The organism is Verrucosispora sp. ts21 (genome assembly GCF_002879555.1).
GTDB classification, from domain to species: Bacteria; Actinomycetota; Actinomycetes; order Mycobacteriales; family Micromonosporaceae; genus Micromonospora; species Micromonospora gifhornensis.
In genome coordinates this window covers 1-23,410 of the sequence record NZ_PNOZ01000070.1, presented here as the reverse complement: position 1 = coordinate 23,410, position 23,410 = coordinate 1, and the positions used below count along the sequence as shown (strand labels likewise).

The 23,410-nt window shown below is 71.0% G+C and carries 24 protein-coding genes and 3 tRNA genes; 12 read left to right on the top strand and 15 right to left on the bottom strand.

The features are described 5' to 3' along the window. Positions 1 to 61 precede the first annotated feature (61 nt). Entirely contained in the window at positions 62 to 2,326 is a 2,265-nt protein-coding gene (locus C1A38_RS24320) for a carboxypeptidase-like regulatory domain-containing protein (RefSeq protein WP_502696955.1), read from the bottom strand. A 242-nt stretch (positions 2,327 to 2,568) separates the two neighbouring features. On the opposite strand from C1A38_RS24320, the gene C1A38_RS24315 reads away from it, so the two are divergent. From C1A38_RS24315 to amcA, 5 genes are all read left to right on the top strand, one after another. Next, positions 2,569 to 2,889, top strand: coding sequence for a sterol carrier family protein (locus tag C1A38_RS24315; protein WP_102660046.1), 321 nt, complete (start codon positions 2,569 to 2,571; stop codon positions 2,887 to 2,889). A gap of 159 nt (positions 2,890 to 3,048) precedes the next feature. After that, positions 3,049 to 4,650, top strand: a complete 1,602-nt coding sequence (gene purF, locus C1A38_RS24310) for an amidophosphoribosyltransferase (protein WP_102660040.1) — start codon at positions 3,049 to 3,051, stop codon at positions 4,648 to 4,650. Between the two features lie 60 nt (positions 4,651 to 4,710). Further along, complete coding sequence (gene purM / locus C1A38_RS24305; protein WP_102660039.1) at positions 4,711 to 5,865, top strand: phosphoribosylformylglycinamidine cyclo-ligase; 1,155 nt, start codon at positions 4,711 to 4,713, stop codon at positions 5,863 to 5,865. A gap of 170 nt (positions 5,866 to 6,035) precedes the next feature. After that, positions 6,036 to 7,142, top strand: coding sequence for a cyclophane-forming radical SAM peptide maturase AmcB (gene amcB / locus C1A38_RS24300; protein ID WP_286047556.1), 1,107 nt, complete (start codon positions 6,036 to 6,038; stop codon positions 7,140 to 7,142). After that, a complete protein-coding gene (gene amcA, locus C1A38_RS24295) occupies positions 7,111 to 7,347 on the top strand; it encodes a multiple cyclophane-containing RiPP AmcA (protein ID WP_102660037.1) in 237 nt (78 codons plus the stop codon). The genes amcB and amcA overlap by 32 nt, the downstream gene beginning before the upstream one ends. Positions 7,348 to 7,488: 141 nt before the next feature. Here amcA and C1A38_RS24290 read toward each other — a convergent pair whose 3' ends face one another. Next, positions 7,489 to 7,701: a DUF3073 domain-containing protein gene (locus C1A38_RS24290; protein WP_102660036.1), complete on the bottom strand. Its 213-nt coding sequence runs from the start codon at positions 7,699 to 7,701 to the stop codon at positions 7,489 to 7,491. A gap of 295 nt (positions 7,702 to 7,996) precedes the next feature. Beyond that, on the bottom strand, positions 7,997 to 9,079 hold the full coding sequence (locus C1A38_RS24285; RefSeq protein ID WP_102660035.1) for a Glu/Leu/Phe/Val family dehydrogenase: 1,083 nt from the start codon (positions 9,077 to 9,079) through the stop codon (positions 7,997 to 7,999). Positions 9,080 to 9,280: 201 nt separating this feature from the next. On the opposite strand from C1A38_RS24285, the gene C1A38_RS24280 reads away from it, so the two are divergent. Continuing rightward, a complete protein-coding gene (locus C1A38_RS24280; protein WP_013730880.1) occupies positions 9,281 to 10,120 on the top strand; it encodes a DUF8083 family protein in 840 nt (279 codons plus the stop codon). 276 nt (positions 10,121 to 10,396) lie between these two features. Continuing rightward, positions 10,397 to 10,606: a BldC family transcriptional regulator gene (locus C1A38_RS24275; protein ID WP_007073996.1), complete on the top strand. Its 210-nt coding sequence runs from the start codon at positions 10,397 to 10,399 to the stop codon at positions 10,604 to 10,606. A 92-nt stretch (positions 10,607 to 10,698) separates the two neighbouring features. On the opposite strand, the gene C1A38_RS24270 is transcribed toward C1A38_RS24275, so the two are convergent. Then, the gene (locus C1A38_RS24270) at positions 10,699 to 11,085 is read right to left on the bottom strand and encodes a PPOX class F420-dependent oxidoreductase (protein WP_013730881.1); all 387 of its coding nucleotides are present in this window, start codon (positions 11,083 to 11,085) and stop codon (positions 10,699 to 10,701) included. A gap of 54 nt (positions 11,086 to 11,139) precedes the next feature. On the opposite strand from C1A38_RS24270, the gene C1A38_RS24265 reads away from it, so the two are divergent. Then, complete coding sequence (locus tag C1A38_RS24265; protein WP_102660034.1) at positions 11,140 to 11,919, top strand: class I SAM-dependent methyltransferase; 780 nt, start codon at positions 11,140 to 11,142, stop codon at positions 11,917 to 11,919. A gap of 69 nt (positions 11,920 to 11,988) precedes the next feature. Here the strand turns inward: C1A38_RS24265 and C1A38_RS24260 are convergent, their stop codons facing one another. Further along, entirely contained in the window at positions 11,989 to 12,279 is a 291-nt protein-coding gene (locus C1A38_RS24260; protein ID WP_013730883.1) for a hypothetical protein, read from the bottom strand. Between the two features lie 194 nt (positions 12,280 to 12,473). Here C1A38_RS24260 and C1A38_RS24255 point away from each other — a divergent pair, with 194 nt between their 5' ends. Together C1A38_RS24255 and C1A38_RS24250 are read left to right on the top strand one after the other, a co-directional pair. Beyond that, a complete protein-coding gene (locus C1A38_RS24255; RefSeq protein WP_102660033.1) occupies positions 12,474 to 13,397 on the top strand; it encodes a 3-hydroxyacyl-CoA dehydrogenase family protein in 924 nt (307 codons plus the stop codon). Beyond that, positions 13,394 to 14,134, top strand: coding sequence for an enoyl-CoA hydratase/isomerase family protein (locus C1A38_RS24250; RefSeq protein ID WP_102660032.1), 741 nt, complete (start codon positions 13,394 to 13,396; stop codon positions 14,132 to 14,134). Before C1A38_RS24255 ends, C1A38_RS24250 begins: the two co-directional genes overlap by 4 nt. Before the next feature lie 54 nt (positions 14,135 to 14,188). Here the strand turns inward: C1A38_RS24250 and C1A38_RS24245 are convergent, their stop codons facing one another. After that, a complete protein-coding gene (locus C1A38_RS24245) occupies positions 14,189 to 15,532 on the bottom strand; it encodes an ABC transporter substrate-binding protein (RefSeq protein WP_102660031.1) in 1,344 nt (447 codons plus the stop codon). A 153-nt stretch (positions 15,533 to 15,685) separates the two neighbouring features. Here C1A38_RS24245 and C1A38_RS24240 point away from each other — a divergent pair, with 153 nt between their 5' ends. Next, positions 15,686 to 16,075, top strand: a complete 390-nt coding sequence (locus C1A38_RS24240) for a hypothetical protein (RefSeq protein WP_013730887.1) — start codon at positions 15,686 to 15,688, stop codon at positions 16,073 to 16,075. Between the two features lie 28 nt (positions 16,076 to 16,103). Here the strand turns inward: C1A38_RS24240 and C1A38_RS24235 are convergent, their stop codons facing one another. The 9 genes from C1A38_RS24235 to C1A38_RS24195 form a co-directional block, all read right to left on the bottom strand. Next, positions 16,104 to 16,607, bottom strand: coding sequence for an SRPBCC family protein (locus C1A38_RS24235; RefSeq protein ID WP_102660030.1), 504 nt, complete (start codon positions 16,605 to 16,607; stop codon positions 16,104 to 16,106). 172 nt (positions 16,608 to 16,779) lie between these two features. Further along, a tRNA-Phe gene (locus C1A38_RS24230) sits at positions 16,780 to 16,853 on the bottom strand. Positions 16,854 to 16,954: 101 nt separating this feature from the next. Beyond that, positions 16,955 to 17,028, bottom strand: a tRNA-Asp gene (locus C1A38_RS24225). Between the two features lie 33 nt (positions 17,029 to 17,061). Beyond that, positions 17,062 to 17,134, bottom strand: a tRNA-Glu gene (locus C1A38_RS24220). A 154-nt stretch (positions 17,135 to 17,288) separates the two neighbouring features. Next, on the bottom strand, positions 17,289 to 18,068 hold the full coding sequence (locus C1A38_RS24215) for a polysaccharide deacetylase family protein (protein WP_102660029.1): 780 nt from the start codon (positions 18,066 to 18,068) through the stop codon (positions 17,289 to 17,291). 115 nt (positions 18,069 to 18,183) lie between these two features. After that, entirely contained in the window at positions 18,184 to 19,134 is a 951-nt protein-coding gene (locus tag C1A38_RS24210; protein ID WP_102660028.1) for a MerR family transcriptional regulator, read from the bottom strand. Beyond that, positions 19,124 to 19,714, bottom strand: a complete 591-nt coding sequence (gene idi / locus C1A38_RS24205; RefSeq protein WP_102660027.1) for an isopentenyl-diphosphate Delta-isomerase — start codon at positions 19,712 to 19,714, stop codon at positions 19,124 to 19,126. The genes C1A38_RS24210 and idi overlap by 11 nt, the downstream gene beginning before the upstream one ends. Positions 19,715 to 19,760: 46 nt before the next feature. Next, on the bottom strand, positions 19,761 to 21,263 hold the full coding sequence (crtI, locus tag C1A38_RS24200) for a phytoene desaturase family protein (protein ID WP_102660026.1): 1,503 nt from the start codon (positions 21,261 to 21,263) through the stop codon (positions 19,761 to 19,763). Continuing rightward, positions 21,263 to 22,417: a polyprenyl synthetase family protein gene (locus tag C1A38_RS24195; protein WP_102660025.1), complete on the bottom strand. Its 1,155-nt coding sequence runs from the start codon at positions 22,415 to 22,417 to the stop codon at positions 21,263 to 21,265. The genes crtI and C1A38_RS24195 overlap by 1 nt, the downstream gene beginning before the upstream one ends. Positions 22,418 to 22,480: 63 nt before the next feature. On the opposite strand from C1A38_RS24195, the gene C1A38_RS24190 reads away from it, so the two are divergent. Beyond that, positions 22,481 to 23,392 (top strand): phytoene/squalene synthase family protein, encoded by a 912-nt coding sequence (locus tag C1A38_RS24190; RefSeq protein ID WP_102660024.1) that lies wholly within the window; start codon positions 22,481 to 22,483, stop codon positions 23,390 to 23,392. Positions 23,393 to 23,410: the final 18 nt, after the last annotated feature.

The following is a 23,410-nucleotide window of genomic DNA, read 5'->3' as shown; positions in this document are numbered from 1 at the left end:
GGCGACCCCCTTGCGGTGGGTCGCCCGTCACACGTTGTCGTTACGCCTGCTCTGGGTCTGGTCAGTCGTCCAGCCAGTCGAGCCGGCGTCCGCGCTCCGCGGGGCCGTTGTCCGGTCGGCCATGGCCGGCCTGTGCCGGGTCGCTGCCGTAGGCGCCGCCCTGCTCGTAGCCGTTGTCGTAGCCTCCGCGCTGGCGTGGCGGCTCCTGGCCGTACCCGCCGCTGTTCTGGTCGTAACCGCCGTCGTAGCCGCTGCGCTGCTGCGGGGGCTCCTGCCCGCCGTAGCCGCCGCCGTAGCCGCCCTGGCCGTAGCGGCCGGGATCGTCGTACCCACCGGTCTGGCCGTAGCCGCCTGCGGATTGTCCGTACCCACCGGTCTGCGGCGGGTAGCCACCCGTCGGCTCGGCAGTCTGCCCGTAACCACCCGTCGGCTCACTCTGGCTGTAACCGCCGGTCGGCTCGCTCTGGCCGTAACCGCCGACGGGTTCGGTCCGACCGTAGCTGCCGGTCGGCTCGCCCTGGCCGTAACCGCCGGCAGGCGTGCTCGGGGAGTATCCGCCGGCCGGCGCGCCCTGTCCGTAGCCGGTGGCGGGCTCACTCTGCCCGTACCCGCTGCCGTTGCCGTAGCTGCCGGTCGGCTCGCCCCGGTTGTAGTCCCGATCAGTTGAACCGTAACCGCCGGCCGACCCGCCCTGGCCGTAGCCGCCAGGCTGCTCGGCCTGCCCGTACCCACCAGCGGGCGCGCCCTGGCCGTAGCCGCCGGTCGCCTCGCTCTGGCCGTAGCCACCGGTCGGTTCGCCCCGGCCGTAGCCGGTCGGCTCGGAACTGCCGTAGCCCTGGCCCGCCTCGGGCTGGTACAACCCGGTCGCGTACGGGTCGGCGGGCGCCGGGTAGCGGGTCTCGTCACCGGTGTAGCGGCCGGTCGGCTCGTCGTACCGCTCGCCGTAGCCGGCTGCGCCACCGGCCGGCGGGTAGTCGGCCCCGGCGCTGCCTGCGCCGTAGTCACGGCCGCCGTAGCCCGCCCCCGACGAAGGGTTGCTGCCGTAGCCGCTGCCCGACGACGGCGCGTTGCCGTAACCGGATGCGCCGTAGCCGCCGGGCTCGTCGCCGTAACCACCGCCCGACCAGGCCTGCCCGGCACCGGGCGCAGCGCCGTAGGGTGCGGGCGGCGCGCCGTACGGGTCCGGGGGAACGTCGTCGACGATCGGCTGGTGCATCATCGTCGGCGCGTTGCTGATCCCGGCACCGGCGACCATTGTCGGGTCAGGCGTGTTGCCGACCCGGCTGACCACGCGGGTCTGGTCGTCCGCGCCGGCGAAGGAGCCTCGTGCCGCCGGAACCGCGCCGGCGGGGGCACCGGCAGGCTCATCCCCGTCGACCTCGGCGTCGTCGTTCTCCTTGCGCTTCATCCAGAGCAGCACGATGGTGCCGACACCAACGGCCACGAAGAGGCCACCGAGCAGGACCAGCAGCCAGTTGCCGAAGCCGCCGGAGTCCTCGTTGCTGGCCTGGGCCGGAGGCGCCGCGGACTCGGCCGGTGCCTCGTCCACCTCGTCGGCGAGCTCGTCGTCGAACGGGTCCTCCGTCGGCACCGCCGATTCGCTGGCAGTGGGGGTCGGAGTCGGGCTGTTCGAGGCCTGGATCGCCAGGGTGATCCGCTGCCCGGTGACACTCTGACCCGCGTTCGCCGTGAAGCTCACGACCTCGCGGACGCTGTTCGCGCTCGCGCCGAGGTCGATCCGGCCCGGAGCGATGGGCCGCTCGCTGGTGCCGGTGAAGCGGAAGTTGCCGTCGTTGTTGGCGTTGGTCTCGTACTGCTTGCCCGCGCTGTCCTTGAGCAGGACGTACGCGTTCGGCACCCCGTCACCGGCCTGGTTGACCACCTTGCCGGAAATCGACCGCACCGTCTGCGGCGCCTGCGTAGTCGGCGGCGGGTTAGGCCCCCGCACGGTCATGTCGCGCTCGTCGCCGCCCTGGTCACCGCCCGCGCGGGCGGACACCCGCACTCGACCGGAGCGCTCCTGACCGGCCGGCACGTCACCGGCGACCAGGTTCACCGTGAACGGGACCGCTTCACCCGGTGAGATCTGCCGAGCCGGGATGCTGCACCCTTCGCCCTGGCAGCTGAGGCCGTTGAAGGTGCTGACGGCGATGGTGAAAGTCGTGGGCTCCTCGTTGTTGTTCTTGACGCTGAACGTCATCGAGGTCTGCTGACCGGCCTGGAGGTTGCCGTTGGGCAGATTGGTGATCGTTACGTCGGGGTTGGCAGCGAGGGCGGGTGTGGCGGGGACGGCGAGCAGGGCACCCACAACCAGCGCCACGACCACACCGGCCCGCTTTTGCCAGGCTCGTCGGTGTGTTGACACGTCCACCGCCTTCCGGACTGATTTCCGTGGCCGGGCGGGGTGCCGGGCCGGGGGAACATCACGGTACGAATACGCCGTCGGCAACTATGCCTTGTCGGGGCGGATCGGCGCGACCCAGGGCCAGCGTCGCGCGCGGCGAGACGAGGCCGTATCGTCCCGTCGTGTCCTCTCCGTACGATAAGTCGGCCGCGGTGGCGGCGGTGATGGCGGCGCTCGATGAGAGTCGCGCGCCCGAACGGTCGGTCCTGCGGGTGGCGGTCAGGGCCCTGTTGACCACCCTCGCGGACCGCGCTCCCGGCCGATCGGTGGAGGTGCGTGTCCCACCTTACGGTGCAGTTCAGTGTGTTCCCGGGCCGCGACACACCCGCGGTACGCCACCGAACACTGTCGAGATGGATCCGGAAACCTGGCTCGCATTGGCCACCGGGCGACTCGAATGGACTCAGGCGGTCACGGAGGGTCGCGTACGGGCGAGCGGTACGCGGGCCGACATCTCCCCGTACCTGCCCCTCGAACTGGAGTGACGCATGTTTCGGCTGACCTATAGCGGTGACAACGTGACCGTATGTGCCGACTCGGATTCGCGTACACTGTCAGGCGACAGTGTGGTCCCGGCCGATCAGCGCGGAGCAGGCCCTTCGGCTTCCGCGAGGCCAGTCCAGACCAGCAAGAGGGAGCGGCAGGTGCCCCGAGGCGACGGCCGGCTGAGCCACGACCTTGATCCCCAACGACCCGGCCCGCAGGACGCTTGTGGCGTCTTCGGTGTCTGGGCGCCGGAGGAAGAGGTTGCCAACCTGACCTATTTCGGGCTGTACGCGTTGCAGCACCGGGGGCAGGAGGCGGCCGGCATAGCGGTAAGTGACGGCTCCGGCGTGGTGGTTTACAAGGATCTCGGCCTGGTGGCCCAGGTCTTCGACGAGCCGACGCTGGCCAGCCTGCGCGGCCATGTCGCGATCGGCCACACCCGTTACTCGACGACCGGCGGGTCGACCTGGGAGAACGCCCAGCCGACCATCCGTGCCACCAGCTCCGGCACGACAATCGCACTGGCGCACAACGGCAACCTGGTCAACACCGCCGAGCTGCAGCGCGAGGTGACCGAGCGCGGCCTGACCGCTGACGGTTCGACAAACGACACCTCGCTGGTGACCGCGCTGCTGGCGAGTCGACCGGATCTCTCCGTCGAGGCGGCCGCGCTGGAGGTGCTGCCGCAGCTGCGGGGTGCGTTCAGCTTCGTCTTCATGGACGAGACCACCCTCTACGCGGCGCGGGATCCGCACGGCGTACGCCCGCTGGTGCTCGGCCGGCTGGAGCGGGGCTGGGTGGTGGCCAGCGAGACGGCGGCACTGGACATCGTGGGTGCCAGCGTGGTCCGTGAGGTCGAGCCCGGCGAGCTGATCGCGATCGACGCCGAAGGGCTGCGGTCCAGCCGGTTCGCCGCCCCCGAGCCCAAGGGCTGTCTCTTCGAGTACGTCTACATCGCCCGCCCGGACGCCACCATCGCCGGTCGTAACGTGCACGCGGCCCGGGTGCAGATCGGTCGGCAGTTGGCCAAGGAGCACCCGGTCGAGGCCGATCTGGTCATCCCGGTGCCCGAGTCGGGCACCCCGGCGGCGATCGGCTACGCCGAGGAGTCCGGCATCACCTACGGCGCCGGCCTGATGAAGAACCCGTACGTCGGGCGCACCTTCATCCAGCCGTCGCAGACCCTGCGTCAGCTGGGCATCCGACTCAAGCTCAACCCGCTGCGGCAGAACGTGCGCGGCAAGCGCCTGGTCGTGGTGGACGACTCCATCGTCCGCGGCAACACCCAGCGCGCGATCGTCCGGATGCTCCGCGAGGCCGGCGCGCTGGAGGTGCACGTCCGCATCTCCTCGCCGCCGGTGTCCTGGCCGTGCTTCTACGGCATCGACTTCGCCACCCGCGCCGAATTGCTCGCCAACGGTCTCGACAACGAGGGCATCCGGCGCTCCATCGGTGCGGACACCCTCGGTTACGTCTCGCTGCCCGGCCTGATCGCCGCGACCGAGCAACCGAAGACCCGCCTGTGCCGGGCGTGTTTCGACGGGGAGTATCCGATCGACCTTCCCGTCGGCAACCTGATCGGCAAGCACGTCCTCGAAGGAATCGGCCGTCGGGTCGCCCACAACTCGGACGACAGTGATTCCGCCGAGCAACCCGTCCCTCCGCTCGTCGCCGCTGCGGGAGCTGACGACGATCTCAACCGGTCGCGTCGCGCGTCGCGCTCCGACCTGAAGATCTCGGCGACCACAAACCGCCCGTAGCATCGCCCGGCTGCGGTCGGTCACCGTCGACCGCAGCCGAGAACCACAAAGGGGAGAACCGTGACGCACGTGTCCGAGCGCAGCGGCGCAGGAAGCAGCCCGAGCGGCGCTGGCAACGACCGCCAGCCCTGGACTGCCGGCAGCGGCCGCCAGGCTCGCAAACGTTCCGTCTCGTACGCGGACGCCGGCGTGTCGATCGAGGCGGGTGACCGCGCCGTCGAGTTGCTGAAGTCCAAGGTGAAGGAGACTCGCCGGCCGGAGGTGATGGGCGACCTCGGCGGCTTCGCGGGCCTGTTCCGGCTGGACACCACGAAGTACAAGAACCCGATCCTGGCGTCGTCCACCGACGGTGTCGGTACGAAGCTGGTGATCGCCCAGCAGATGGACATCCACGACACGGTCGGCATCGACCTGGTCGCGATGGTCGTCGACGACCTCGTGGCCTGCGGCGCCGAGCCGCTGTTCCTGCTCGACTACATCGCCACCGGCGAGGTGGTGCCGGACAAGGTCGCCGAGATCGGTGCCGGCATCGCCGACGGCTGCCGCTACGCCGGCTGCGCGCTGCTCGGTGGCGAGACGGCCGAGCACCCGGGCGTGTTGCGTCCCGACGAGTACGACATCTCCGCCACCGGTGTCGGTGTGGTGGAGGAGAGCGAGATCCTCAGCCCCGAGCGGGTCGAGGTGGGCGACGTGGTGATCGCCATGCGCTCGTCCGGTCTGCACTCGAACGGGTACTCCCTGGTGCGGCACGTGCTGCTCGGCGCGGGGCGGATGCGGCTGGACGTCGTCATCGACGACTTCGGCCGGCAGCGCACGCTCGGCGAGGAACTGCTCACCCCCACCAAGATCTACGCCAAGGACTGCCTCAAGCTGATCGCCGAGGCCGAGGTGCGGTCGCTGGCCCACGTCACCGGCGGCGGTATCCCCGGCAACCTGGTGCGGATCCTGCCCGAGAACGTTGACGCGGTGGTCAACCGCTCCACCTGGCGGCCGCAGCCGATCTTCGACCTGATCCAGACCAAGGGGCGGATCGAGGACCCGGAGATGGAGGCGACCTTCAACATGGGCGTCGGCATGTTCGCGATCGTCTCGGCCGAGGACGCCGACCGGGCGCTTGCCACGTTGACCGGCCGGGGCGTCGACGCCTGGCAGGTGGGCGAGATCATCGAGGGCACCGGCGAGGTGCAGATGGTCGGTCAGCACACCCGCGGGTGAGGTGAGCTGAGCTCACGGCCACCTGAGCCGGGCTTCACCCGAGTGGCCATCGCGGCCTAGCCTGAAGGGCACCCCTCAACGCTGCGGGGCATGCCCTGCCGGGGTGTGCCCGGCAGCCTTCAACCGCGACGAGGAGGGCGATGGCTGCACCGGGACGGTCATTGCATGGGATGCGCGGCATGGCTGCCGTCCCGTCGTACGTCGTGATGCAGCCCACCACGCTCTGCAACCTCGATTGCGCCTACTGCTACCTGCCGTTTCGGGCGACCGACCGACGGATGCCGGTCGCCGTGGCGGAGGCGGTGGCCGCCTCGGTGAACCCGTGGGCGGCCTCGGCGCGGTTCTCCGTGGTCTGGCACGGCGGTGAGCCGCTGGCCGCCGGTCGGGAGCAGTTGGCGGCGCTGATGGCGCCGTTCGGCCCGGAGGTGGAGCACCACGTCCAGACCAACGCCACGTTGATCGACGACGCCTGGTGCGAGTTCTTCGTGGCGCATCGCATGCGGGTGAGCGTGAGCGTGGACGGCCCTCGGGAGCGCAACGGCGACCGGGTCACCCGATCGGGCCGGCCCGCGTACGACCGGATCGTTCGCGGGGTGGCGGCGTTGCGCCGACACGACCTGCCCTTCTCGGCGCTCGCGGTGGTCAACGACCCGGCACCCGGCCGGGCGACGGAGCTGTACGACTACTGCCTCGACCTCGGCTGCGAGGTGCTCGGGGTGAACATCGAGGAGACCGAGGGCGTCAACACCCGGACCAACGCCCACGATCCGGCCGTGGTGACCGGGTTCTGGGCCGAACTCGTGGCCGCCTGGCGTCGGCAGCCGCGGATCCATCTGCGCGAGGTCGAGTGGTCGCTGCGGTACGCCGCAGCCGTGCTGGACGGCAACGCCGACGATCTTCTGCCGCGCCACCTCGACCCGATCCCGACCGTCGCGTACGACGGCTCGGTCGTGGTGCTCTCGCCCGAGCTGGCCGGCTTCACCGACCCCCGCTACGGCGATTTCAGCAGCGGAAACGTGCTCACCACCCCGCTGCACGCGATCCTCGCCGACGCGGCGGAGCGCACCACCTGGGTGGGTGAGTTCCTGACCGGGGTGGAGGCGTGCCGCTCGTCGTGCCCCTACTTCGGCTTCTGTGGCGGGGGCCACGCTGCGAACCGTTACTTCGAGCTGGGGCGTTTCGACGGTACGGAGACCGAGCACTGCCGCAACAGCAAGATCCGCCTACTGGAGGGAGTGTTGGAGCATGCCCGAAACCACCAGTCACCGGGAGCCTGAGCGAGCGACGGAAGAGGCACCCGACCAGGTCGCCTCCCGGGTACGGGAGGCCGCCACCGGGCTCACTGCACTACTGCACGAGGCCGAAGTCGCGCGACAGTCACGGGCAGAGGTGGCGGGTGGCGACGGCGCCAGCGCGGTCTGCGCCTGGAACCACTTCGAGAACATCCCGACGTTCTACAACTGGAACAACCGGCCACGCTGACCGGGCTGAGCCAAGGGCCCGCCACGCTGCCGGAGCGTGTCCGGGCGTGGCAGGCCCTTGGATCGTCGGGTGTTGCGCCGCCTTGGCGGGCACATACGTGAGCACGCGGGGAGTTACCGCGTGCTCAGATGCGACCGGGGGTCAGCGGGTCGGGCGGACCCACTTGTCCGGGTCGTCCCCGGTATGGTCCTCGTCTTCGTCGACGAACTCTTGGTAGTCGTCGTCGAAGTTGCGGTCCGACTTACCGCCGCCGCCGAGTTCTCGCTGCAAGGCGGCGAGGTCGGTGTTCGGGGAGTGGTACTTCAACTCCCGCGCCACCTTTGTCTGCTTGGCCTTAGCACGGCCGCGCCCCATGGCTCGACCCCCTCGCACAGAATGCGGGGCAGCCCGAAGGCGGGCCCCGATGACGTCAGGCATCTCTCGTGGCTCTTACGGTACATGGGGATGCCACCGTTCGGCACCTCGGGTTACCGTCGACCGCCACCGCGCGTTGCGGTCGTGCGGTCGTCACCCATTGTACCCGGTAAGGAGCGATGCCGGGTACGGTCGTGACACGGGGCGAAACCTCACGAATACGTCGTATCCTCAGCTTAGCCGGAAACGACTGTCGAGGGCGGGACCAACGGCCCCGCCCTCGACTGGTGAGTCGTCAGCGCAGGTGGATGGCGCGCAGTCGGCCGATCTCGGCCATCCGCCGCTCGGCCAGCCGGTCGGCCGCCACCGCCGGGGGAACGCCGTCGGCGTCGGCGAGCCGGAGGATCTCCCGAGTGGTGTCGTAGATCCGGGTGGCGCGCAACTTGGCCCGCTCGAAGTCGAAGCCCTCGATCTCGTCCGCGACCTGGATCACACCGCCGGCGTTCACCACGTAGTCAGGCGCGTAGAGGATGCCGCGGTCGGCCAGCAGCTTCTCGACGCCCGGGTGGGCGAGCTGGTTGTTGGCCGCGCCGGCGATCACCTTCGCGCGCAACGCCGCCACCGTGTCGTCGTTCAACGCGCCCCCGAGCGCACACGGGGCGTACACGTCGATGTCGGCGGCGACCAGCGCGGAGACGTCGTCGAGGAGCGAGACCTGCGGGTGGGTGGTCCGGGCCCACTCCAGCGCCTGCGGGCTGACGTCGGTCGCGACCACCTCGGCGCCGTCTTCGACCAGGTGGCCGACCAGGTACTTGCCGACCTTGCCCAGGCCCGCGACGCCGACCCGTCGGCCGTGCAGCGTCGGCACTCCCCAGACGTGCTCGGCCGCCGCCCGCATGCCCTGGAAGACGCCCCAGGCGGTGAGGATCGAGGAGTCGCCCGCACCGCCGTGCTCGACGCTGCGGCCGGTGACGTACCGGGTCTCGCGGGCGATCACGTCCATGTCCGGTACGTAGGTGCCCACGTCGCAGGCGGTGTAGTAGCGCCCGCCCAGCGACTCCACGAAGCGGCCGTACGCGCGCAGCAGCCCCTCGGTCTTGATCTGCGCCGGATCGCCCCAGATGACCGCCTTGCCGCCGCCCAGGTCCAGACCTGCGAGGGCGTTCTTGTACGCCATGCCGCGAGACAGGTCGAGGACGTCCGCGAGGGCCTCCTCCTCGCTGGCGTACGGGTAGAAGCGGGTGCCACCGAGCGCGGGGCCCAGCGCGGTGGAGTAGATGCCGATGATCGCCTTCAGGCCGGTCTGCTTGTCCTGGCAGAACACGACCTGCTCGTGACCTGTGGATTCCGGGTCGTCGGTGCTGGCGAATACGCCCATGACTGGCTCCTGTGTCGGCGGGCGCCCTTGTGGGACGCGGACCTGGTCTGCGCCGGCGGGGATGCTGCCGGTGTAGCGAGCCTAGTATCGGCTGACCTCGGGCTGCTGCCGCGAGCACCTCGTCCCGCCCAGCGGGCACCCATTCACGGCCACGATGACGCCGAGCAACGCTCGGCCTGCGATTCGTGGGAGGATCGCGCCGTGCCGTCGCTCTTCGCTTCATACCTGCGCGTGTACGAGCCGTTGACCGCCTTCGACCGGGACCGCCAGGCGTACTGGCGGCGCTACGTCGAGCAGGGGCGGGCAGTGGCGCCGGTGGAAGGGCCGGGCCGGCAGCGGACCTCGGTGATCGAGGCGCTCGGCGCCGGCTGGACCCGGCTGCCCGACCTGCCCGAGGAGGCGTACGTCCTGGAGACCGACGAGACGCTGCTGGTGTGCCCGTGGAACCTGCGGATCCGGGTGGCCGAGGCGGCGTTGAGCGCGCGCGACGGCGTACCGCCGGTGCTGGCCGACGCGTTCGTCCCGCCGGTGCTGGCCGGGCAGGCCAAGGCGGTGGTGGAGGACTGGCGCAGCGGAGCCCGGGTGCTGGAGCGTGGCGTGCCCCGGGTGCACGAGCAGGTCGCCACCTGGGGGGTGCCGCTGCGCTGGTTCGTGCTGTTCGAGGCGGAGGAACGGCAGCACGTGACCGCGCCGGGGCGTCGGGCGCTGCGGTTCCGGACGGAGATCTCCAAGGCGCGGCGTCGCTCCTCGCGGGCCCTGTCGGTGCTCCGCAAGTCGATCGGGGACGCCCCGATCACCGAGGCGGTCGAGGAGGCGGCCCGGTGGTTGGAGGAGTTCCACCCGGGTTCGGTGGTCGAGTTGGACTACGGCGGCCTGGTCGAGTTGCTCTCGGACGAGACCCTGGCGGACGACGACTCGCCGGAACTGGTCGCGGCGGGGTTGGCCGGGCTGTCCCAGGGCGAGGCGGAGGAGGCGTCCGCGGCGTACGACAAGCTGGTCGCCAGGTGGCGTGCCGTGCAACTTTTGGAGCGGTGCAACTAGCCCGGGATGCCGGGGCAACTAGTGGGGCATTGTCCATAAATGTCGGGCTGCAATACGAGGCTCCTTCGTAGTTGATGCATCACGAACCGTGATCATGAGTCCGAATAAGGTAGCTTCTGGCGTGTAAAAGTCCCATATATCGGGCATGGTTCATCCGTCCGTCTAGGGACGTTCGGCCGTTCGGCCCATGTCGGACATCGGGGACTAGCCGGACCATGGGAGACGCGTCGGCCGGCGGGACCCCGGCCGATGTCTATACATGTGGAGGAGTGACCGATGGCATCGCGAACGCACGAACCAGAGCCGCTACTTACACCGGCCGAGGTGGCGTCGATGTTCCGTGTCGACCCGAAGACGGTGACCCGTTGGGCGAAGGCTGGCAAGTTGAGCGCCATCCGGACCCTGGGCGGCCACCGTCGCTACCGGGAGTCGGAGGTCAGGGCATTGCTGCAGGGTCAGATCCCGCAGCAGCGCCAGGGGGACTGACCGCACGGCAGATAACAGAGCTGAGCTGAAGGGGCGGCGGATCGTCAGATCCGCCGCCCCTTCAGCATGTCGGGACATCCACCCCGAGCTGGTCAGTTCGGATCGGTCAGTTCGAGTCGGATGCCGACCGTCCCACCCTGACCGCGACGCAGTCGGCTGCCGAGCAGGGTCAGCCGGCCGATCATCCGGTACTTCTGCTTGATCAGGCCGCGGATGTGCTCGGTCGCGCCCGGGTCGTAGAGGGTCGCTCGGGCCGGTACCGCAGCGCCGTGCGGCCGGCCACGGACGTCGCACGGCGCCACCGTGACCTCTCCGCTGCGCCGGATCCGCTTCACCTTGCCGGCGTCCGAAGCGGTCCACACCGCCAGGGCGTCGCCGTCGCGCACCGCCCACACCGGGGTGGGTACCGCGCGGCCGTCCTTGCGGAAGGTCGTGAGGAGGATGTACTTCTCCGCCGCGAGGCGGTCCAACGTGGTCACCCCCTCAGCGTACGGGCGGGGACCGGGAATGAGCAGGCCGATAGCGTGGCAGGTGTGACGGGAGAACCACGAATCGGTGACGTCTACGGGGAACTGCTGCGCGACACGCTCGCAGTGGCTACCGGGATCGGTCCCCGACCGCTGGCCGGCGGGCGCGTACCCCGCCCGGTCATCGAGATCATCGAACGGGACGACGGACTGATCAACGGGGCGCCGGCCGCGCAGTACCTCGACGGGCCGCAGGAGTGGCAACCGCACGACCACCGGGCCGTGGACCGGGTACGCGGCGCCACCCTGGACATCGGCGTCGGCGCCGGGCGGATCGCGCTGCTGCTGCAGGAGCGGGGCGTACCGGTCACCGGGCTGGACGTCTCACCGGGCGCGCTCGCGGTGTGTCGCCGTCGGGGCGTACGGGAACTGGTGCACGGCACCGTGGACGAGCACGCGGCGAGTGGGCGGCGCTACGACACGTTTCTGCTGCTCGGTAACAACCTGGGGCTGCTGGAGGGGCGCGAACGGGCACCCGCCTTCCTCGCCGCGCTGGCCGTGATGGCCAACCCGGGGGCGCAGGTGATCGCTCAGGGCACCGATCCGTACGGCACCCGCGACCCCGTGCACACGGGCTACCACGAACACAACCGGCGTCGAGGCCGTCTCGGCGGGCAACTGCGGCTGCGGTTGCGCTACCGCGAGCTGGCCACCCCGTGGTTCGACTACCTGGTGTGCTCCCCGGACGAACTGGCCGACCTGGTCCGGGGCACCCCCTGGCACCTGGCCGACATCGACGACCGTGACGCCCCGTACTACCTCGCCACGTTGCGGCTGCCCGGCTGACCAGACGAAAACGTTAAGAGGGGCCCCTTGCTATACCGGAGGCGTTAACAGGGGGCCCTTCCTTACAACTCAGACCTGGACGGTGGGGGGGAGTTGCTCCGGGGGGAGGCCACCGTCGCCGTCGACGACCTCGTCGGGCTGGCCGTCCTCGTCGATGTCGACCATCGTGACGTCCACCTTGCCGTCGCCGTCGGTGTCGAACTGGAACAGGTCGGCCTTGCCGTCGCCGTCGGTGTCGACCACCCAGACGTCCGTACGGCCGTCGTTGTTGGTGTCGGCGCGCAGCAGTTCGACACGCTCGTCGCCGCGCGTCTCGACCGTCTCCTGGGCCTCCGTACCGGTCTCCGGTGCCTGGCTCATCAGTTCGTCCCTTCCCTTGGTTGTCAGCGGTCCCTACCCGATCTCGCCCGCCCCCACGCACGCGACGATGATCGTGCTGCATAGGGTCGCACCATGACTGAGCGGAGGGTACGGACCGGCTCCGGCGTGGCGGCGATCCCGCGCGCCATCGGCCATGCGGGAGCCGAGGGCCGTCACGGAGCGGTGGTGTATCGATGACACAGCGATTCGTCGTGGTCGGTGCCGGCACGATGGGCCTGGGCATCGCGTACGTGGCAGCCGGCGCGGGTTACGCGGTGGAGTTGGTCGAGCTCGACCGGGCCCGCGGTGAGGCGGCCGTCGAACGGCTCGCCCAACTCTGGGACCGGGCCGTGCAGCGCGGCAAGCTGACCGCTGAGCAGGCCGCCGCCAACCGCGCCTCGGTCACCCTGCGGGCCGGGCTCGGCGAGGTCGCCCCGGAACCGGCGGTGATCGTCGAGGCGGTACCGGAGCGGCTGGAGCTGAAGCGGGCCGTGCTGGCCGAGGCAGAGCGACTGGAGCCCGCCCTGCTGGGCAGCAACACCTCAAGCATCTCCATCTCCGAGCTGGCCGGGGAACTGGCCCGGCCCGAGCGCTTCTGCGGGTTGCACTTCTTCAACCCGGTCTGGGCGATGGCGCTGCTGGAGATCGTGGTCGGCCCGGCCACCGCCGCGCAGACCACCGAAGCGGCCCGCGCGCTCGCCGACCGGCTGGGCAAGGACCCCGTCGTCGTACGCGACATGCCGGGTTTCGCCACCTCCCGACTCGGGGTCACCCTCGGACTGGAAGCCATCCGGATGGTCGCCGACGGGGTGGCCAGCCCGGCCGACATCGACAAGGCGATGGCGCTCGGCTACCGGCACCCGATCGGCCCGCTGGAACTGACCGACCTGGTGGGCCTGGACGTGCGCCTCGACATCGCCCGTACCCTCCAGGCCGCGTACGGCGACCGGTTCGCGCCGCCACCGCTGCTGGTGGAGATGGTCGCGGCGGGCCGCCTGGGCAAGAAGTCGGGCCAGGGCTTCTACCAGTGGGTCGACGGGGTCCGCTCGGGCGGCACCGAGTCGGCCGCCCCGACCACCGATCCGGCCCCGACCACCGATCCGGGAGCGTCGCGGTGAGCGCCGGGCTGCGGGTCGAGGAGCTTCCCGACCGGCTGGTGGTCACCCTCGACCGGCCGGAGAAGCGCAACGCCATCGACGCCGACCTCATCGCGGCGCTGCACGAGGTCTGCGCCGAACTGGAGGCCCGTCCCCGGATGCTGCTGCTGACCGGCGGCACCGACGGGATCTTCGCGGGCGGCGCGGACATCGCCCAACTGCGCGAGCGAGGCCGGCTGGACGCCCTCGCCGCGATCAACTCGGCGGCCTTCGCCCGGATCCGGGCGCTACCGATGCCGACCGTCGCCGCCGTCGACGGCCCGGCGCTCGGCGGTGGCGCTGAGCTGGCGTACGGCTGCGATCTTCGGGTGTGCACCGAGCGGGCGGTGTTCGGCCAGCCGGAGGTGCGGTTGGGCATCCTGGCCGGTGCCGGCGCGACCCACCGCCTGCCGGCGCTTGTCGGTGAGGCCCGGGCCAAGGAACTGCTGTTCACCGGGCGGCGGGTGGACGCCGCGGAGGCGCTGCGGATCGGCCTGGTCAACCGGGTGGTGGCGACCCCCGAGGAACTGCTGCCGGCGGCGCACGCGCTCATCGACGAGATGGCCAAGGGCTCGTCGCTGGCGCTGCGGCTGACCAAACTCGGCGTCGACGCCCCGGCCGCCGCACATCCGCAACTGGACCTGGTCAGCCAGGCGGTGCTCTTCGAGGACGAGGAGAAGCGGCGTCGGATGACCGAGTTCCTCGACCGGCGGCGCTGAGACAACCGGAAACGGCCGCACCGACGAGTGTCGGTGCGGCCGTCGCGGGTGCGCTCAGCTGTTGGCCAGCGCCGCCAGCGGTACGTCGGCGTCCGCCAGAGCCCGGACCACGGCGGCGGACTCACCGAACCCGATGATCAGGACGGCGTCGGCACCGAAGTCCTTGATCTCCTTGGCGCCGGCGCTGAAGTCGATCGGCGCGGCGTTGGCGTCCTCGCCGGGCTGGTAGCCGAGCAGCTTCACCTTGTCGCCGCCGAACCCGGCCCGTTCCAGCTCGGCCCGGACGATGCTCTGCAGACCCTCGCCGTAGGAGTCCTTACGGGCCACGATCGCGATCTTCTGCGGGCCGTCCCGGAGGATCACGTCGGCCAGCGCCCGGCCCTGGAGCCCGTCCGGCGGTGCGGTGCGGAAGTAGAGGCCACGGTCGTCGACCTCACTCAGGTTCGCCGCGGTGTTCGACGGCGAGAACAGGATCCGTCCCGCCTTCACCACGTCCTCCAGCACGGCGGCGGAGATCCCGGAGCCACCGGCACCGATGATCACGTGGACGCCGCCGTCGACGTGCCGGGCGACGGTCGCCTTGGCGATCGCCGGGTTGGTGCCGTCGTCGCCGTCGACCCAGACCACCTCCTCGCCGAGCACCCCACCGGCCGCGTTGATCTCCTTGATGGCCAGCGCCGCGCCGGCGGCCAGCGGCGGGTAGGCGATCGCGAGGTCACCGGTCCTGGGCAACAGCCCGCCGATGACGAGCGGCGCGTCGGGGGACGAGGCGGCGTCACCGCGCGGCGGTCGCTTGTTGCTGGCCGCGGACTCGTCACCGGCGCCGACGAACTCGGTCTTGGCGTCGTTGAGCTGCTGCCCGTCGAAGTGCAGGGTGGCGTAGCTGGCGGTCGCCGGCTCACCGACGTCGGTGAACCCGGCCCGGGTGATCGAGACGCTGCGGTACTCGATGTCCTTGCCCTCGCGGATCAGGCGCAGGCACTGGGCCACCGTCCCGCAGCGGGTGCCGGTGTTGGTGACCCCGACGATCTGCTTGGCGATGGCCGCCGGATCGGTGGTGCCCGCGACCTCAGCGGCCAACGCGCTGATCACCACCGCGTCGTAGGACTCGGCGGCGTAGAGGAAGCCGTCCAACTTCGGATCGACGGACAGTAGCCGCTTCTTGAAGTCCTCGGGCAGCGGTGTGAGCGGGGTGGTGCCCTTCATGCCATCGACCAGGTTGGCTCGATCGCCCAGCTCCTCCGCGTACGAGTTGGACATGTTGCCGTCGGTGCCGTAGAGGCGCACCTGGTGGGCAGTCGCCTCTTCGGGCTGGTCATCCCCGCAAGCGCTGGTGGCGAGCAGGAGCGTGGCGCAGACCGCCATGACGGCGCCCCGCGTACCGCGTGACATGTGCATTGTCGTCCTTCCTCCGCGAAGGTCCGCTGCGCAGACTAACGTGCCCACCCGGACGACGGGACCGTGGAGGGCCGTCTATCCGCAGGCCGCCTAGCTTATGTACGGAGAGTGACGATTCCGGTCTCCTTGACGAGGGCACCTACTGTGCGGTGCGTGACCGACTCGCCACAGCAGACGTTTGCCGACGCCACCGCGATCCTCAGCTCGGCGCTCGACGGAGACTCCGACGCAGTGGTGGGGACCTTCGACGCGGTCGTCGACCGGGACGGCCTCACCGGCGCGTACGACGTGGCGTGGTGCCTGGCCGCGACGATGGTCGGCGACCCGGTCCCCCCGGGCGCCTGCGCGCTCGACTTCCCCGGCATCGACCAGGCCGAGTACGACGCCCGCTGGGTGGCGCGCTTCGTCAGCGCGTACGCCAACTCCGACCTGGAGACGGCCCGAGCGCTGTTCGGCGCGGCGGCGGCCGACGGCCTGCTGCCCGAATGCCTGCTCACCCTCGCCGGCTCCACCATCGCCACCCTGCGGCACCGCTCCACCTGAACGCTCCCACGGCCGGGCTGGCCCGGCCTCACGCCGGCTCGGCGACCGCGGTCGCGGCGAACCGGGACAGCAGCTCGTGCCACCCGGCGGTGAGCGCCTGAAGGTAGCCCTCGGCTGCCTCGCCGTGCCTGTCGAAATGCCGGTGTGAGACCTCGACCAGGGTGCCGGCCGCCGCAGGTGTGAAAATCACCTCGACCTCGCTGGCTCGCGCCGGGTCCGGCACCGGCGCCCGATCCGGGCCGATCTGCCAGGTGAACACCAGCCGACGCGGCGGATCCCAGATCAGCACCCGACCCCAGTCGTTGCGGAAGCCGTACGGGCCGATCTCGTAGAGCATTCCGCCGGCCCGGGGCTCCATGGCCAAGTCGGCGAGCACGTCCGGGCCGGACCACGTGTACTCCGTCACCCACCAGTCGGTGAGCCTGGTGGTGAAAGTCTCGTACGTGGCTTCCACGGACGCGGGGACCAGCAACGTGCTCCGCAGCGCGAACCGCTCGTGCTCCTGTCGGATGTCGGGCGGCCGGTCTCCCATACGCCCGGACCATACCGGCTGCTGTCCGGCTGCGCAGCTTGCTCACCACTCGGGTCGCATCACCGACGGCGAGCACCGACCGGTGCCCGAGGCTGCGAGATGAGGGCATACAGCAAGATCCCCACCTGCGTTTTCGCTGGTGGGGACCTCTGTAGCCCGGCGAAAGGCTATGTGGCCAGGGGCGGGGTCGAACCGCCGACCTTCCGATTTTCAGTCGGACGCTCGTACCAACTGAGCTACCTGGCCGTGCTGCTCGGGCCATGTTACCCGGCGGGATCGCCGCCGACTGGGTCACCTGTCCCGATACGCAGAACGCCGCGCGTGGTGCGCGCGGCGGTCAGCGCTTGCGGTCCTGACGGGACTTGAACCCGCGACCTCCGCCTTGACAGGGCGGCGAGCACTCCAACTGCTCCACAGGACCTTGCTGGTGTTGCCTCCGGCCGAAGCCGGACCGTGCCCCCAACGGGATTCGAACCCGTGCTACCGCCTTGAAAGGGCGGCGTCCTGGGCCGCTAGACGATGAGGGCGGCCCCGCCATCATTGCACATTCGCAACTCTGTGCGGACTTGCTCCCATCCGGCCCCGCCGGAGGCTTGGAAAGCATACGTGATGGCTGACCGGACGACCAAACCGGTATGCCCCCAGCCGCAGACGCTCCTGAAACCGCAGGTCAGCGGGGGGTCAGCGAAGTCGGGTGACGCCGTGGTCGCGCTTGAGGGCGGCGATCACCTTCGGGCAGGCGGCGAGGGTGGCCGCCCGATTGCCGCCCCCGTCGTGCAGCAGGACCACCGAACCGGGCCGGGCAGCCCGCTGCACCCGCTTCTGGATGGTGGCGGCGGTCGGCCGGGCCCAGTCCTGCGGGTCGACCGTCCAGTGCAGCGAGCGCATGTCCAACTGCTTGGCGACCTTGACCACCTCTGCGGTCCACCGGCCGCCCGGCTGCCGGTAGTACGGCACCTTCGCGTCTTTCACGGCGCGCCTGATCTCCCGGTCCGTCCGGGTCAGGTCGGCGCGGATCTCGGCGACCGGTCGCCGAGCCAGGTTCAGGTCGTGGTTCCAGCTGTGGTTGCAGAGCTGGTGGCCCTCCCGGGCGATCCGGCGGACCAGCTCGGGGTGCTTGCGGACCTGCGTACCCACCACACAGAAGGTGGCCTTGACCTTTGCTGCCTTCAGCAGGTCCAGCACCTTCGGTGTCCAGGCCGGGTCCGGACCGTCGTCGAAGGTGAGCGCCACCTTCTTGCCCCCGGTGGTGCGTACCAGGCCGGCCGGCAGCTTGGCCGGTAGCGGCCGCAGCTTGGGCTTCGGCGTGGCGGTGGGGCTCGGTGGGGCGGGCGGGTCCGGCAGGGCGGCCGACGGGGGTGCGTCGACGGGTGTCGGGTTGGGCTCGGCAGAGCCCGTGCCGCAGCCGGACAGCAGAAGGGTCAGCCCGGTGAGGCAGACGAGCAGCAGACGAGGACGCATGGGTCGCTCCCGAGAGGGGTTCGGGTACGCAAACCCCGACGCTAGTTCATCCCTTTTCGGCGGATAGCAGTGGGTAGGGACGTAGTAGCGCGCGGCATCTTCCCCGGACGCGGGATCAGGATGCGGCGGACCGGTCCAGTGCGTCGCGTACGGCGACCGCGAGTGAGACCGCCTCGGCCAGTCCAGCGGGGTGGACCACACCGGCGGGCAGGCTGTCGGCCGGCCAACCCGGCCCCGCGGCAATGACCAACAGTGGTCGGCGTGGGGCGCCGAGCAGCGCGCTCAGTTGGGCCGGGTCGCCGGTGACCGGGGTGTGTGACCAGATCACCACGGCGGCCGGCCCGGTCCGGTCGATCGCGTCCAACAAGGCGGTCACCGGCACTCGCGCACCGAGCATCCGATGGTGGACGCCCACCTCGGCGAGCGCCGCGGCGAGCGCCTCCAGCGGCAGACTGTGCTGCTCCTCGTCGGCGCAGGAGAGCAGGACGCGGGGTGGCTGCCCGGCGGGGGCGGGACAGGCCGCCACGACCGACGCGAACGCCGCCGACACGCACCGGGATACCAGGTGCTCCACCTCGATCAGGGCGGCGGTGGCGGCATGCCGCTCACCGATGCCGACCAGCACCGGACGGAGCAGACCGTCCCAGGTGCCGATCACCCCGTCGGTGGCGATCGACCGGGCGATGGTCTCGCTGATCACCTCGGCGTCCATCCGCATCGCGGCTCGGGCCAGGCCGCGAGCCACCGGGCCGGCTCGGCGTACCGGGATGGTCGCGCCACCGCCGGCCCGCGCCGTGGTCGACCGGACCGGGCGGGGGGTGCGGGCGGACGCCGGGTCCGGTGCCTGCCGGGCCCAGCGGGCCGCCTCCGCCGGGTTGACTCCCTCGGCGGTGAGCCGCCGCATGATCTCCAGCCGAGCCAGGTCGGCCGGGGTGTAGCGCCGATGGTGGCCGGGGACGTGCTGGCTCGGCCCGAGGCCGTACCGCTGGTGCCAGGTGCGCAGCGTGGTGACCGCGACACCGAGCCGTCGGGCGACCGCCCCGGCGCTCAGCGCCTCATCGGCCACCCGACCGCTCCGACGCGTCGCTGGGGGGCAGCTGGGTCGGGCTCGACGGGTGCAACAGCCGGTCCAGCACGCCGCCGAGCCACGGGGCGTACGAATCGGGATCCTCGATCAGTTCGGTGGCCAGGGTCACCGGATCCGCCCAGCGCAGCTCGGCGACCTCCGACGGTTCCGGGTGCAGCGGCGCGTCCGGCCGGAACTCGCCGCGCAGGACGTGGTCGTACTCGACCTCGATGCGCCCGGTGGCCGGATCCTCGGCCCGGTAGATGTGGACGCCGACCTCGGTCAGCGGCACCGGCCCGACGCCCAGCTCCTCGTCGAGCCGACGGTTGGCCGCCACCGACAGGGACTCGCCCGGCTGTGGATGGCCGCAGCAGGAGTTGGCCCAGCGCAGCGGAAACCGGGTCTTGATCGCGGCGCGGCGCTGAAGCAGCACCCGACCGTCCGGCGCCACCAACAGCACGGAGAAGGCGCGGTGCAGCCGGCCAGGTGGCTGGTGGGCCGTGGCCACGGTGGTCGATCCGACGGGCTGACCCGTCTCGTCCACCAACTCGACCAGATGACTCTCCCGGGACGGGGACATCAGTGCGTTCCTCTGTTCAGGCTCGGCTGCGTTGCGCCGGGTGGCGTCACCGGACTGCTCCGGTGATCCGGCTCGCCGCGAGCTTGCCGGAGATGAGCACCATAGGCACTCCGACGCCGGGCTGCGTACCCGAGCCGACGAACACCACGTTGGACAGCGACCGGTGCAGGTTCGCGGGCCGGAACGGGCCGGTCTGGAACAGGCTGTGCGCGGCGGCGAACGGCGTGCCGGCAGCCATGCCCTGTTCCGCCCAGTCCGCCGGAGTGATCGCCTGGAGCACCTCGACACCCGCGCCGAAACCGACGTAGCCGCGTTCCTCGAGGGTGGCGATCAGTTGATCGGTGTAGCGGGCGGTGAGGTCGCCACGCCAGTCGAACGGGGCGCGGTCGAGGTTGGGCACGGGCGCGAGCACGTAGTAGGTGTGCCGGCCGGCGGGCGCCACCGCCGGGTCCGTCCGGCTCGGGTTGGTGACCAGCAGGGACGGGTCGGTCATCAGCTCGCCGCGCCGGATGACCTCGTCGAAGGTGCCCTTCCAGGCGCGGCCGAAGTGGATGTTGTGGTGGGCGATCCGCCCGTACCCCTGGGACGAGCCGACGTGCAGCACCACGCAGGACGGCGAGTAGGCCAGCCGGCGCTGGCGGGCCGGTGGGAGCAGGTCACGGTAGGCCACCGGCAGATCCGGGTTGAGCACCACCGCGTCCGCCGGGACGAACTCGCCGTCGGCGGTCACCACCCCGGTGGCGCGGCCGTTGGCGGTCTCGACCCGGGTCACCGTGGTGCCGTACCTGATGCGTACGCCGTGCTTCTCCGCGGCCCCGGCCATCGCGCGGGAGACCGCGTGGATGCCGCCGCGCGGGAAGTAGACCCCGGCCACCGAGTCGAGGTACGCGATCACGGCGTAGATGGCCAGCGCGTCGTGCGGGGCCAGGCCGGCGTACATCGCCTGGAAGGAGAAGATCCGCCGGGTACGCGGGTCGCGGAAGAACTGGTCGATCTTGGTCTGCAGTCGCCGGAAGGCACCGGTGGCCATCAGCTTGAGCAGGTTGCCGGTGAGCAGATCGGTGGGCGCGTCGAAGTTGCGTTCGATGAAGTCGGCCCGCTCCAGCCGCCACAGGTTGCGCGCGAAGTCGACGAACCGCAGGTAGCCGTCGGCCTCCCGGGGCCCGCAGACGCGGGAGATCTCCGCCGCCATCCGGGCGGTGTCGGTGATCACGTCAAGCGTCGACCCGTCCGGGTAGTAGGCCCGGTAAGCCGGATCGAGCGGGACCAGGTCGAGCCAGTCGGTCAGTTCCTCGCCGACCGCGCCGAGCGCCTCGGCGATGAGGTCGGGCATGGTGAGCACGGTCGGGCCGGTGTCGAACTCGTAGCCGTCGACGCTGAGCCGCCCGGCCCGCCCGCCCGGCACCGGCTCGCGTTCCAGCAGGGTCACCTGCCGTCCGCTGCCGGCCAGGTGCAGGGCACAGGCCAGACCGCCGAGGCCCGCCCCGACGACCACCACCCGGTCCGTACGCCCGGTGACCGTTCGCGCCGCTGACGATGGTGCGCCCATCATGACCTCCGGTCGGTGGCTGCGCTGGCGAGGCCGAACAGTGCGGTACGGGCGGTCTCGTCGATCCTGACGGTGGCGAGCGCGTCCAGTGCCTCCTGGACCCGCTCGTCGATCATCCGCTCGATCCGGTCGACCGCGCCGGTGTCGAACACGATCTCGGCCAGGCGAGCCACCTCCGGCTCGCCCGGCAGCGAGCCGGTGCCGTCCAACGCCTGCCGCTGGGCCGGTGAGGCCAGCTCGCGGGCCAGCATGAGCAGCGCGGTCGGCTTGCCGGTGCGCAGGTCGTCGCCGGCCGGTTTGCCGGTGGCGGTCGGATCGCCGTACACCCCGAGCAGGTCGTCGCGGAGCTGAAAGGCTTCGCCGACGGCAAGGCCGTAGCGGGTGTACGCGGCGGTCAGTGGCGTGTCGCCATGGACGCCGGCCAGGCTCGCCCCGAACAGCAACGGGCGCTGGACGGTGTAGCTGGCGGTCTTGTAGCGGGCGACCCGCAGCGCCCGGTCGACCGACCAGTTCTCCGGGTCGGCCTCGCCGAGGATGTCGAGGTACTGCCCGGCGATCGTCTCCACCCGCATCCGGTCGTAGCCGCGGCGTACGTCGAACAGGCGGCTCGCCGGCAGCGCGGCCCGGGCCAGCAACTGGTCGGCCCAGACCATGCAGAGGTCCCCGATCAGCACCGCCACCGCCTCGCCGAACCGGCCGGGGTCGCCGCTGCGCCCCGCGGCGGCATGTTGAGCGGCCGCGGCCACGTGGGCGGTCGGTCGGCCCCGACGGGTCGCCGAGTGGTCCATCACGTCGTCGTGGACCAGGGCGAAGGTGTGCAGCAGTTCCAACGTGGCCAGTGCGGGCAGCACCCCGTGCAGCGGCTCGTCGCCGCTGGCCACGCCGCGCCACCCCCAGTAGCCGAAGGTCGGGCGGACCCGTTTGCCGCCGGCGAGGACGCAGTCGCGGGCCGTGGCGGCGAATCCGCCCATCGCCGGATCGATCGTGGTCAGTGCGTCGACCTCGGCGTCGAGGAATTCGGCGAGGGTCTGCTCGACCGCGGTGACGAGATCCCGTGTGTACGCCGCGAGGACCGCCGGAATCGGTTCATCTCCACCGACCGGCTGTTCAGGCAACACGCGAAGGAGGTTACCCGTTGGTCGGTCGTTGGCCATGCCGCTGAGCGTACCCTAGGGTTCATGTTGCGTCGATTGGTGCGTCGATTCTGAGGAGGGCGAATGGATCTGGACCTCGCCGCCGCTTACGAACGGTGTCGTGACCTGCACAGACAGCACGGACGCACCTACTATCTCGCTACCCGCCTGCTGCCCGCATGGAAACGCCGACACGTCCATGCCCTGTATGGATTCACCCGCTACGCCGACGAGATCGTGGACCGCACCGAGGCGCTGCCGTCGGCCGAGCGGGCCGCCCTGCTCGACGACTGGGGTGGACGGTTCGTGGCCGGGCTGCACGGCGAACCGGTCGACGACCCGCTGCTGCCGGCGGTGCTGCACACCATCGCCGTCTTCGATCTCGACCGGGAGGACTTCGCCTCGTTCCTCAAGAGCATGGCGATGGACCTGACCGTCACGTCCTACCGCACCTACGATCACCTGCTGGACTACATGGAGGGATCGGCGGCCGTCATCGGCACCATGATGCTGCCGATCCTGGGCAGCTCGAACCTGCTGGCCGCCCGTGAGCCCGCCCGCCAACTCGGCTTCGCGTTCCAGCTCACCAACTTCATCCGGGACGTGGCCGAGGACCTCGACCGGGGCCGGACGTACCTGCCGGACGAGGATATGGCCGAGTTCGGCGTGACCCGGGACGATCTGCTGGCTTGCCGGGCCGCCGGTCGGGCCACCGAGCCGGTCCGGGAGCTGATCCGGTACGAGGTCACCCGCGCCCAGGCGCACTACGCCGCCGCCGCGGCAGGGGTGATCCTGCTGGACGCCGGCTCACAGTCCTGCATCCGCACCGCGTACCTGCTCTACGGCGGCATCCTCGACGAGGTGGCCGCCCAGGACTACGACGTGTTCGCCCGGCGAGCCGCCGTCCCGCAGCGACGCCGCCTGACCGTGGCGGCTCGTGCCCTGCTCGCCCCGCCCGGCACCCCGGTACCCCTACCCGGACCTCCCCCTCGCTGACCCCACCCCGCCAACCGC